The 12,022-nt window shown below is 69.9% G+C and carries 8 protein-coding genes; 6 read left to right on the forward strand and 2 right to left on the reverse strand.

Annotated elements, in window-relative coordinates:
• Window positions 1–104: 104 nt before the first annotated feature.
• Window positions 105–1,544, reverse strand: a complete 1,440-nt coding sequence (gene gndA, locus AB0N66_RS21910; RefSeq protein WP_365437559.1) for an NADP-dependent phosphogluconate dehydrogenase — start codon at window positions 1,542–1,544, stop codon at window positions 105–107.
• A gap of 248 nt (window positions 1,545–1,792) precedes the next feature.
• Between gndA and AB0N66_RS21915 the strand changes: the two genes are divergently transcribed.
• Window positions 1,793–3,022 carry a transglycosylase family protein gene (locus AB0N66_RS21915; RefSeq protein ID WP_365437562.1) on the forward strand — a complete coding sequence of 410 codons (1,230 nt, stop codon included), beginning with the start codon at window positions 1,793–1,795 and terminating at the stop codon, window positions 3,020–3,022.
• Here the strand turns inward: AB0N66_RS21915 and AB0N66_RS21920 are convergent.
• Window positions 3,012–4,190, reverse strand: coding sequence for a DMT family transporter (locus tag AB0N66_RS21920; RefSeq protein ID WP_365437565.1), 1,179 nt, complete (start codon window positions 4,188–4,190; stop codon window positions 3,012–3,014). The genes AB0N66_RS21915 and AB0N66_RS21920 overlap by 11 nt on opposite strands.
• Before the next feature lie 210 nt (window positions 4,191–4,400).
• Here AB0N66_RS21920 and AB0N66_RS21925 point away from each other — a divergent pair, with 210 nt between their 5' ends.
• The 5 genes from AB0N66_RS21925 (at window position 4,401) to AB0N66_RS21945 (ending at window position 11,955) form a co-directional block, all read left to right on the forward strand.
• A complete protein-coding gene (locus AB0N66_RS21925) occupies window positions 4,401–5,135 on the forward strand; it encodes a (2Fe-2S)-binding protein (protein ID WP_365437568.1) in 735 nt (244 codons plus the stop codon).
• A 119-nt stretch (window positions 5,136–5,254) separates the two neighbouring features.
• Window positions 5,255–6,406 (forward strand): glycogen synthase, encoded by a 1,152-nt coding sequence (glgA, locus tag AB0N66_RS21930; protein WP_365437571.1) that lies wholly within the window; start codon window positions 5,255–5,257, stop codon window positions 6,404–6,406.
• An 80-nt stretch (window positions 6,407–6,486) separates the two neighbouring features.
• Window positions 6,487–7,707 carry a glucose-1-phosphate adenylyltransferase gene (glgC, locus tag AB0N66_RS21935; RefSeq protein ID WP_365437574.1) on the forward strand — a complete coding sequence of 407 codons (1,221 nt, stop codon included), beginning with the start codon at window positions 6,487–6,489 and terminating at the stop codon, window positions 7,705–7,707.
• Window positions 7,708–7,868: 161 nt separating this feature from the next.
• Window positions 7,869–10,469 (forward strand): PA14 domain-containing protein, encoded by a 2,601-nt coding sequence (locus AB0N66_RS21940; RefSeq protein ID WP_365437577.1) that lies wholly within the window; start codon window positions 7,869–7,871, stop codon window positions 10,467–10,469.
• Window positions 10,470–10,623: 154 nt separating this feature from the next.
• Window positions 10,624–11,955 (forward strand): wax ester/triacylglycerol synthase family O-acyltransferase, encoded by a 1,332-nt coding sequence (locus AB0N66_RS21945; RefSeq protein WP_365437580.1) that lies wholly within the window; start codon window positions 10,624–10,626, stop codon window positions 11,953–11,955.
• Window positions 11,956–12,022 lie beyond the last annotated feature (67 nt).

Consider the following 12,022-nt stretch of genomic DNA (forward strand, 5'->3'; position numbering starts at 1 on the left):
CCCACCCCCCGCTCTTCCTATCTCTCCCCGGGTTCGGACAACCGCCGGGGGCCCCGGTGCGGAACCTCCGCACCGGGCCACCGGTCTGTAGTACCGGACCCGGCTCAGCCGGCCACCTCGGACCGGTCCCCGCCCCACAGCGTGTGGAACGAGCCCTCACGGTCCGTGCGCCGGTAGGTGTGCGCACCGAAGAAGTCCCGCTGTCCCTGGGTGAGCGCGGCTGGCAGGCGCTCGGCGCGCAGGGCGTCGTAGTAGGCGAGAGCCGCCCCGAAGCCGGGCGTCGGCACTCCCTGGCGGGTCGCGGCGACCAGTACCTCGCGCCAGTCGTCCTGCGCCGCGGCGATCTCCTGCGCGAACGTCTCGTCGGACAGCAGGCTCGGCAGGTCGGGGCGGGTGCCGTAGGCGGCCCGGATACGGTCCAGGAAGGCCGCGCGGATGATGCAGCCGCCGCGCCAGATCGCGGAGACCGCGCCGAGGTCGATGTTCCAGTCGTACTCGTCGCTGCCCGCGGCGATCTCGTGGAAGCCCTGCGTGTACGACACGATCTTCGACGCGTACAGCGCCTGCTCCACCCGGTCCGCGAACGCCGCGGCCTCCGCCTCGCCCAGCGGGGAGGCCGTGGGCCCGGCGAGCCCGCGGGACGCGTCCCGCAGCGCCGCGTGGCCCGAGATCGAGCGGGCGAAGACCGCCTCCGCGATACCGGACACCGGAACGCCCAGGTCCAGCGCGATCTGCACGGTCCAGCGGCCGGTGCCTTTCTGCTCCGCCTGGTCCACCACCACGTCGACGAAGGGCTTGCCCGTCGCCGCGTCCACGTGCGACAGGACCTCGGCCGTGATCTCGATCAGATAGGAGTCGAGCCGTCCGGTGTTCCAGGTGCGGAAGATGTCGGCGATCTGCGCGGGGGAGTAACCGGCCACATCACGCAGCAGTTGGTACGCCTCGCCGATCAGCTGCATGTCCGCGTACTCGATGCCGTTGTGCACCATCTTCACGAAGTGCCCGGCGCCGTCAGGGCCCACGTGCGTCACACAGGGCGCCCCGTCCTTGGCCTTCGCGGAGATCTTCTCCAGCATCGGACCGAGGGAGTCGTACGACTCGACAGGACCGCCCGGCATGATGCTCGGCCCGTTCAGCGCGCCCTCCTCGCCGCCCGAGACGCCCATGCCGACGAAGTGGATGCCCTGCTCGCGCAGGTCGGCCTCCCGGCGCCGGGTGTCCGCGAAGTGGGCGTTGCCGCCGTCGATGATCATGTCGCCGGGCTCCAGGAGCGGGGCGAACTCCTGGATCACCGCGTCGGTCGGCTCGCCCGCCTTCACCATGATCACCAGGCGGCGGGGACGCTCCAGCGCCTCCACGAACTCCTTCGCGGTCTCGGCCGCCACGAAATCGCCCTCGTGACCGAACTCCTCCACCAGCGCGTTCGTCCGTGCCACGGTGCGGTTGTGCAACGCGACGGCATAGCCGTTGCGTGCGAAGTTGCGGGCGAGATTGCGCCCCATGACCGCGAGACCCGTGACGCCGATCTGGGCTGAAGTGCTCATACCGTTGACTCCCATAGCTGCTGTAAGTCGGTAGTGCCGTGCTGCCAGCCAGTATTGCGCCGCCGTGGCTGTGTCACCTGACTTGGCGGTGTTCTGTACGCAGCGGAGGCCCCACTCGCCTCAGTGGTCGCGTAACCATGGTGGATTCCGGGTCACTTGAGGCGATGGGTCGGCTGATTGCCCTCTTGTCATGGCCTGTTCGCAGCGTTTACTTTTGCCGCTCCTGAGCATGTCGAGGGGGCTCCTTCATGGCCATACGAGGCCGGCACCGCCGGTATCAGCCGAACAGGATCAACCGCGCCTCCCTCACCGTCACGGCAGGCGGCGCGGGTATCGCGCTCCCGCTCGTCGGAACCAGTGTCGCCCACGCGGCCGACGTGAGCACCTGGAACAAGGTGGCGGCCTGCGAGTCCAGCGGCGACTGGAACATCAACACCGACAATGGCTATTACGGTGGGTTGCAGTTCAGCCAGTCCACCTGGGAGGCGTACGGCGGCAACGTCTACGCACAGCGTGCGGATCAGGCCACCAAGGACCAGCAGATAGCCATCGCGGAGAAGGTGCTCAAGGGCCAGGGGCCCGGCGCCTGGCCGGTGTGCTCCGCCCGCGCCGGTCTGACCCGGGGCGGCGACACCCCCGACATCAGCCCTGCCCCGGCCACTTCCCAGAGCACCAAGAGCCCCCAGAGCGCCAAGCGCACCGTGCAGGACGTGCAGCCGCAGACCACGCCCCAGTCGCGGGCGGGCACCGCCGAGATGTACACCGTCATCCACGGCGACACACTCTCCGGTATCGCCGACTCCCGGGACGTCCAGGGCGGCTGGCAGCAGCTCTACACCGCGAACCGCACGACCGTGGGCTCCGACCCGGATCTGATCCTCCCGGGGCAGCGGCTGAGCCTGCGCGACACGGCTTCCGGAACGGGCACCGGCGGCGCCTCCGCCTCGACGTCCACCACGCCCAAGAAGCCCGCGACGAAACCGAAGTCGACAGCGACGACTCCGAAGCCGAAGACGACCCCGAAGCCCAAGACGACCTCGAAGTCCACGACGGATACGGCCGACAAGAAGACGTCCACCCTCGTCGCCCCCGTGGACGCCGCCACCGGCACGGCTTACCACGCCACCGGATCCTCCTGGTCGAAGGGCTACCACACGGGCGTCGACTTCCCCGTGCCCACCGGCACGTCCGTGAAGTCGGTCGCGGCCGGCAGTGTCGTCAGCGCCGGCTGGGGTGGCTCCTTCGGCTATCAGGTGGTCGTCCGGCACGCCGACGGCCGGTACACGCAGTACGCCCATCTGTCCGCGATCTCCGTGAAGGCCGGGCAGAGCGTGGCGGGCGGCCAGCGCATCGGGCGCTCCGGGTCCACCGGCAACAGCACGGGCCCGCATCTGCACTTCGAGGTGCGGACGGGGCCCGGCTTCGGTTCTGACGTCGACCCGGTCGCCTACCTGAGGTCGGGCGGCGTCAGGATCTGACTCGGGTGCGGTGGTGGTTGATGAACGGCAGGGGTACGTAGGGCGCGCCGTACAGAGCGGTGTAGTAGGGCAGTTGGTCCGGCGGCTCCGCGTCCTCGGGCGTGCTCTCCGACGCGGGCGCCGGTAGGGGACCCGGTACGAAAATGTCCTCGCGGGCCGCGCCGACCGGGCCGACGGGCTGCTCGGGAAGCGCCGAGAGCAGCCCCTCGACCGCCGACTCGGCATGGGACTCGCCGGCCGGTTCGGCAACCGTCAGTGCGGCGGATGGAACCGGGATCGACTCAATCGGTACAGCAGCCGAGCTGTCCGCGAGCTCGGCTGATACCGGCGCGCGCCGTGTGCCGCCGATCCGCTCTGTCGTGAGCAGGATCAGGCCACCCGCCGCGACGACCCCGCAGCCCAGTGCGAGAACGGTGCCCGTCGTGCCGTAGCGGAAGGTTTCTCCGAACATCGTGATGCCGACGGCGGCCGCCATGACGGGGTTCACGACCGTCAGCGTGGCCAGCGGCGCGGCGAGACCGGCGCCTTTGTACGAGGCCTGCGACAGCAGCATTCCGGCCGTCGCGAAGACACCGATCACGGCGAGGCTGGGGAGGTCGGCCAGCGAGACCTGGTTCGTCCAGTCCACCGCGACCGTCTTCGTGAACACCGAGGACATACCGAAGGCGATGCCCGCCGCGACCGCGAGCAGCACACTGCGCACGGCCGGATGCCGGTGCGCGGCGCGTCCCGCCACCATGAGCGCCACCACGGCGCCGCCGGTCACCACGGCCAGCACCACGCGCTGGGTGCTGCCCAGGGAGTGTGAGTCCGTGGAGCCGACCAGCGACAGCAGGCCCGCGAGGCCCACCGTGGCCATGATCGCGCCGCGCCAGGCGGTCGCCCCGGCCTTGCGGCCGACGAACAGGGCCGCCATGGGAAGGGCGAACACGATGGTCAGCGCGCCCAGCGGCTGCACCAGGCTCAGCGGGCCGTAGGCGAGCGCCACCACGTGCAGCAGCCCGCCGAGGCCGTTCAGCGCCACCGCGGCCCACCAGATCGGCCTGCGCAGCGGCGCGTACGTCTGCTCCGGGGAGGTCACCGCGACCTGCTCCTGCACGATCGCTCCGCCGGCGTACGCGACGGCGGAGACGAACGAGAGCAACACGGACAAAGCGAGGGCGCTCATGAGTCCCTCCTCTGCGTACGGCGGGGGCGCGGTGCCCGGCGCCACGAACGGTCGGCTTCCATGGTGACTACGATGCCCCGCGAAACTGTTCGCGTCGTCGTACCTGAGCAGTCATTGGGTCCTACTGCCGATGGAGTACGAATCGCCATCTGTCATACCCAAGGTGGGCGACAGAGGAGGCGGGCCCACTGGTGGGACCCCCTAGGGGACTTGGTACTACTGCTCTTCGTGGACCTCGACCCCCAGCTCGCGGCGCTCGGCCCGCTCGGCGGCTTCTTCGTACTACGCACCGGCGTACCGCCGCGCGGCCCGCTGCCCACGCTCGCGCAGGCGTACACGGCACCACGACTCGACACCGGCCACGATGTTTACGCGGATCCGATAACTTTCCGGATTCATAAGGTCGCGCAGAGTATCCAGGCGCCCGAACCGCGGATCGCCGTCTCGGTGGCGCACCAGGCCCTCGCCGCCCGCCTGTGGTCCGTCGCGCTGGGCACCGCCGCGCTGTACGGGCGGCTGCCCGACCTCGACCCCCGCCTGCTGCACTGGGATCCGGCCGGCAGTGCCCTGGACGACCTGTGGCTGTCCGAGGTGCGCCCCCTGCCCGTGGAAGCGATCGGCGAGGTCGTACGTGGCGGTCACCTCGTGCCGCTGGCGGCGGCCCTGCGCTCCCGCTGCCACATCTCCGCAGGCCTGTTGTGGGGTAACGCGGGATCGGCCCTGGCCGGCGCCGTGCGGCAACTCGACCGCTGGGCGCAGGCCAACGGCCGTGCGGAAGTGAGTGGCCGGGCCCGTACGCTCGCCGCCGAACTCTTCGCCCACTCCGACCTCTCCGGCACTCTCGACCCCGCCACGCTCCGCCGTCGCAGCTGCTGCCTCTACTACCGACTCCCCGGAGGGGGACTCTGCGGCGACTGCTGCTTCACCCGACCGCCAAAGCATTGACGGCGGCCGTGTTCATGAAACCCCTGAGCGGGAAAGCCTCGTGGGGGAAGCCGAGCTCTTCCCCATCCGCCCCAGGTGAGTGACCATGAGGGCACCAGTCGCTACGACGGGGGTTCTGAGTGCGAGTCGGACTGCTGACCAGGGAGTACCCGCCGGACGTGTACGGCGGTGCGGGCGTCCATGTCGAGTTCCTTGCCCGGGAGCTGCGGGCCCTCACCGACCTGGACGTGCACTGCTGGGGCGAAGGCGTCGCGAACGGAGTCGTACGCCACCGTCCCTGGCCCGCGCTCGACGGCGCCAACGACGCCCTGCGCACCTTCTCCGTGGACCTCTCCATGGCGGCCGCCCTCGAAGGCCGCGAACTCGTCCACTCGCACACCTGGTACGCCAACCTCGCGGGCCACTTCGCCAAGCTCCTGTACGGCATACCGCATGTCATGACCGCCCACTCGCTGGAGCCGCTGCGCCCCTGGAAGGCCGAGCAGCTCGGCGGCGGCTACGCCCTCTCCAGCTGGGCCGAGCGCACCGCCGTCGAGGCCGCGGACGCCGTCATCGCCGTCTCCGGCGCCATGCGCGAGGACATCCTCACCTGCTATCCCGCCCTGGACCCGGCCAAGGTGCGCGTCGTGCACAACGGCATCGACACCGCCCTCTACCAGCCGGACCACGGCACGGACGTCCTCGACCGCATCGGCATCGACACCGGCCGCCCGTACATCCTCTTCGTCGGCCGCATCACGCGCCAGAAGGGCGTGCCCCACCTCCTGCGCGCGGTACGGGACATCGACCCGGCCGTGCAGGTGGTGCTGTGCGCGGGCGCACCGGACACCCCGGAGATCGACCGCGAGTTCCGCGACCTCTTCCAGGAGCTGAGCGGGGTACGCGAAGGAGTGCACTGGATCCCTCAGATGCTGCCGCGCCCGGAGGTGATCCAACTCCTCACGCATGCCGCCGTTTTCGTCTGCCCTTCGGTGTACGAGCCGCTCGGCATCGTCAACCTGGAGGCGATGGCCTGTGGAACGGCCGTCGTGGCCTCGCGGGTCGGCGGGATTCCCGAGGTGGTCGAGGACGGGGTGACGGGCGTCCTGGTGCAGGTCGAGGGGGACTTCGAAGCCAATCTGGCGATCGCTCTCGACTCGGTGCTCGCCGACCCCGAGGCCGCCAGGCGGATGGGACAGGCCGGACGGGAGCGCGCGGTGCGGGAGTTCGGCTGGGACGCGGTCGCCCGGCGCACCGTCCAGTTGTACGAAGAAGTCCTCAAACCGGGGTAACCATCGGACAGGCAGTTCAGCAACAGGGGCCAGGCTCCGCGAGGAGAGTTTGGCCCGACCGTGTTCAGAGGGGCGGCGGCATGCGGCGCGGTGGACCTTCGGTGTTGGGAATCGTACTTGCGGGTGGAGAGGGCAAACGGCTCATGCCCCTCACCGCGGACCGCGCGAAACCCGCGGTCACCTTCGGAGGCACGTACCGCCTCGTGGACTTCGTCCTGTCCAACCTCGTCAACGCCGACGTCCTGCGCATCTGCGTCCTGACGCAGTACAAGTCGCACTCGCTGGACCGGCATGTGACCACGACCTGGCGGATGTCGAGCCTGCTCGGCAACTACGTCACGCCCGTCCCCGCCCAGCAGCGGCTCGGCCCGCGCTGGTACCTGGGCAGCGCGGACGCGATCCTGCAGTCCCTGAACCTGGTGCACGATGAACGGCCGGACTACATAGCGGTGTTCGGCGCCGACCACGTCTACCGGATGGACCCGCGGCAGATGCTCGCCCAGCATATCGAGGGCGGCGCGGGCGTGACCGTGGCGGGTATACGGGTGCCGCGCGCCGAGTCCTCGTCGTTCGGGGTCATCAGTCCGGGCTCGGACGGCCAGACCGTGCAGGGCTTCCTGGAGAAGCCCGCCGACCCGCCCGGCCTGCCCGACGACCCCGACAGCGTCTTCGCCTCGATGGGCAACTACATCTTCACCACCAAGGCCCTGATCGAGGCGCTCCAGCGGGACGCCGAGGACGAGCACTCGGTGCACGACATGGGCGGCTCGATCCTGCCCATGCTCACCGACCGGGGCGAGGCACAGCTGTACGACTTCAGCGACAACCACGTGCCCGGCGAGACCACCCGGGACCAGGGCTACTGGCGCGATGTCGGCACCCTCGACGCGTACTTCGACGCCCACATGGACCTGATCGCCGAACGCCCCGCCTTCAATCTCTTCAACCGCAGCTGGCCCGTCTACACCCACTCCGGGCAGTTGTCGCCGGCGAGATTCAACGCCGGTGGCATCGCCAGTGAGTCGATCATCAGCGCCGGCTGCCTGATCCGCGGGCAGGTCACCAGGTCCGTGCTCTCGCCGGGAGTCGTCGTCGACCCCGGGGCCGTCGTCCAGGGCTCGGTGCTGCACGACAACGTCCACATAGGGCGGGGTGCCGTCGTGCGCGGCGCGGTCCTCGACAAGAACGTCGAGGTGCCGCCGGGTGCGACGATCGGCGTCAACCCGGAGCGGGATTCCGAGCTCTACACGGTCTCCAAGGGCGGGGTGATCGCGCTGGGCAAGGGCCAGCGCGTTTCGTAGAAGTGTGACAAACGGCCCTGGTGGACGGACCGCTCACCAGGGCCGTTTGTCATGTTCCTGGACAGAAAACGGTGTCTGTGTTGTCATGCCAACTGCCGTTGATGACAACGTTGTACCACCTGAGCAAGAGCCGCCACACCCGTCCTCAACGAGGAGGATCCGTGCGTATCAGACGACTCAGAGACCGACTCGCGTTACTGCTCGCCGGGGCTCTCGGCCTCGCAGGACTGACCGCCGTACCCGCGGTCGCCGACGACCCCGTGGAGACCCACGGACTGAAGGGCGAGTACTACACCCAGTCCGCCCCCGGCGCCTTCGACTTCCATGAGCTCAAGGCCACCGGCTTCGACCCGAACCTCGACTTCGGCAACCTGGAATCCCGCCTGAAGTCCGCCACGGGCCAGGACAACGATGTCAGCGTCCGCTGGACCGGCAGGATCGTGCCCGCGAAGACCGGGCCCACCACGTTCTCGATCATCGGTGACAACGGCTTCCGCCTCTGGATCGACGGCAAGCTCGCCATCGACCACTGGGTCGACGACTGGGACCGCGAACAGACCGCCGCGCCAGTCGACCTGACGGCAGGTCAGGCCTACGACTTCAAACTCGAGTACTTCGAGCACTACGGCGGCTCCAACCTCCACCTGCGCTGGACCGAGCCGGGCGGCAGCAAGGTCGCCGTCCCACAGTCCGCGTTCCGCCTGCCCGACGGCTACGGCTACGACGGCGCCATCGCCACCACGGTCCTGGGCGACGGCCGCACCTTCAAGCTCGACTTCGCGCACGCCCTCGCCGCGCCCCCGGCGACCGTCACCGACCACATCGAAGCGGTGATCGGCGGCGCCAAGTGGCCGCTGGGATCAGCCGAGTTGGACTCCGCCGACCCCAAGGCCCTTCTGGTCACGCTCAAGGAACCCGTCGTCGGCAACAAGACCGGCACCGCACCCGGCATCGCCGACGTCCGCTACGACGGTCAGGGCGGACTCGGCACCGCCGACAAGGCGATCGGTGCCTTCTGGAGCAGCGGCCCCAACCACTCCACGTACGAACTGCGCACTCCGTGGGCCGACGAGGTCGGGCCGGACAACGCGCTCCCCGAATACCCGAGGCCCCAACTGACCCGTGACGCCTGGCGGAACCTCAACGGACGCTGGCAGTTCGCCGCGGCCACGGCGGGTGAGCAGCCGCCGGTCGGCAGGACTCTCGGCGAACGGATCCTCGTCCCGTACCCGGTCGAGTCCCAGCTCTCCGGCATCGAGCGGCACGAGGACCGCATGTGGTACCGCCGCACCTTCACCGTCCCCCCTGACTGGAAGGTGGGTTCCGGCAAGCGGCTCCAGCTCAACTTCGGCGCCGTCGACTGGCAGTCCGAGGTGTACGTCAACGGCGTCAAGGTCGCCGAACACCAGGGCGGCTACGACAAGTTCAGCGCCGACATCACCGACGCGCTGAAACCCGGCCGCACCCAGGAGCTCATCGTCGGCGTGTACGACCCGACCGACTCGGCCGACGGCGAGAACCCGCCCGTCGGCAAGCAGCGCCTGGACCCCAGCGGCATCTGGTACACCCCGTCCTTCGGTATCTGGCAGACGGTGTGGATGGAGCCCGTCGCGGCCGACCACATCGACTCGCTCAAGCTCACGCCCGACGTCGCGAACGGTCAACTGGCCATAGAGGCCAAGGGCGTCCGGGACGGCCTGGCGGTCACGGCGACGGCGTACGCCGGAAAGCACAAGGTCGCCACGGTCCGCGGCCGCACCGGACAGCCACTGACCCTGAAGATCACCGATCCGCGTCTCTGGTCCCCGGACGACCCCTTCCTCTACGACCTCAAGGTGACCGTCGGCCGTGATCGTGTCGGCAGCTACTTCGGTATGCGCTCGATCGCGGTGGAGCAGGTGGACGGCACCCCGCGCACCGTCCTCAACGGTGAACCCGTCTTCATGATGGCGACCCTCGACCAGGGCTTCTGGCCCGACGGTCTGCACACGGCGCCGACGGACGAGGCCCTCGCGTACGACCTCAGGACGCACAAGGAGCTGGGCTTCAACGCCGTACGCAAGCACATCAAGGTGGAGCCCGACCGCTGGTTCTACTGGGCGGACCGGCTCGGCCTGATGGTCTGGCAGGACATGCCGGCGATGACCGCCGGGGTGAACCCGGACGCGGAGTCCCGCGCCGAGTACGAGCGCGAGATGAAGCAGATGATCGACGAGCACATCAGCAGCCCGTCGGTGGTCATGTGGGTGACCTTCAATGAGGGCTGGGGGCAGTACGACGAGGCCCGCATCGCGGACCAGGCCAAGTCCTGGGATCCGACGCGGCTGGTGAACAGCATGTCCGGCCTCAACCTGGGAGCCGACGGCGGCACCGGCGACATCATGGACGAACACGGGTATCCGAGTCCCGCGCTGCCACCCGCCCCCGACGGGAGACGGGCGCTGGTCACCGGCGAGTACGGCGGCCTCGGGCTCGCGGTACCGGGCCACGCCTGGTCGGTGCAGCAGTCGTACGTCGACGTGGACCCGGCGACCTACACGGACGACTATCTGGCCCGCCTCGACGAGGTGCGTCAGCTGGCCTGCCGAGGATCCAACGGCGCCGTCTACACACAGATCTCGGATGTCGAAGGCGAGCTCAACGGGCTCCTGACCTATGACCGCAGAGTCCTGAAGCCGGATGTGCAGCGGATGAGGGCCGCGCACGAGGCGCTGATCCGTGACGCGTCCCGGGCGACCCCGGCGGGTTGCGGGACTGCCTGACCGAAATCACACGCGTCCCGCCCCTCCCAGCGGGGCGGGACGCGTGGCTGGACTTAATCTGCTGTTAACTGAGCGTAGCTTGATCGTACTTGACCGTAATCGCCTGCCCGGGTTTGACTGCTTGTTCACCCGTCGTCGACGCGAGAGCAAGCCTTTGACCTCCGACCTGCTCGCACCACTCGACCTGGCGTTCTGGAACATCGAGTCCGCCGAGCACCCCATGCACCTCGGCGCTCTGGGGGTCTTCGCGGCCCACTCACCCACCGCGGGCGCGCACGCCGCCGAGCTGCTCGCGGCCCGCGCGGCCGGAGTCCCCGGGCTCCGCATGCGGATCCGTGACGTGTGGCAGCCGCTCACCTTCCCGCCGGCCTTCGGCGGTGCGACCCGCGAGCCCACGCCCGACTTCGAGCCGCTCGACCACGTGACGCTGCACGCGCCGACCACCGACTTCCACGCCGAGGCCGGCCGGCTCATGGAGCGCCCGCTGGAGCGCGGCCGGCCGCCGTGGGAGGCGCATGTGCTGCCCGGCGAGGACGGTGTGTCCTTCGCCGTGCTGTTCAAGTTCCACCACGCGCTCGCCGATGGCCTGCGGGCGCTGATGCTCGCGGCCGCGATCATGGACCCGATGGATCTGCCGGAGCCCCGCCCGCGCCCCGCCGAGCCGCCCCGGGGGTTCTTCCCGGACATCCGCGACCTGCCTGGCCTGATCCGCGGCGCCCTCTCCGACGTGGGCCGGGCCCTCGACATCGGCACCTCCGTCGCCCGCGCGACGCTGGACGTGCGGTCCTCACCCGCCCTCACCTCACAGCCGACCGGCACCCGCCGCATCGCGGGCGTGGTTGTCGACCTCGACGATGTGCACCGGGTCCGCAAGACCGTGGGCGGCACCGTCAACGACGTCCTGATCGCCGTCGTCGCGGGCGCCCTGCGCCGCTGGCTCGACGAGCGTGGCGACGGCAGTGAGGGCGTCGCGCCGCGTGCCCTGATCCCCGTCTCCAAGCGCCGCCCGCGCACCGCCCACCCGCAGGGCAACCAGCTCTCCGGGTACCTGATACGGCTACCGGTCGACGACCCGGACCCGCTCGGACGGCTGCGTACCGTCCGCGTGGCCATGGACCGCAACAAGGACGCCGGGCCCAACCGGGGAGCGGGCGCCGTCGCGCTGCTCGCCGAGCACGTGCCGCCGCTCGGGCACCGGATCGGCGGACCCGTCCTCGGCCAGGCGGCCCGGCTGCTCTTCGACATCCTCGTCACCAGCGTGCCGCTGCCCAGCCTCGGCCTGAAGCTCGGCGGCTGCCCGCTCAACGAGGTGTTCCCGCTCGCACCGCTCGCCCGCGGCCAGGCCCTCTCCGTGGCCATCTCGACGTACCGCGGACAGGTCCACTACGGGCTCGTGGCCGACGCGGAGGCCGTGCCGGACCTCGACGTGCTGGCCCGTGCGCTCTCCGAGGAGGTGGCGGCGCTGAACGCCGCCTGCGCCCCCTGAGGACGCCGCGGCGCCCCATGAAGAGGCCGGTGATCATCGCGGGTTTGGCGCCACGCACCATTGCTCC

Source organism: Streptomyces sp. NPDC093544, assembly GCF_040683495.1.
Lineage (GTDB): Bacteria > Actinomycetota > Actinomycetes > Streptomycetales > Streptomycetaceae > Streptomyces.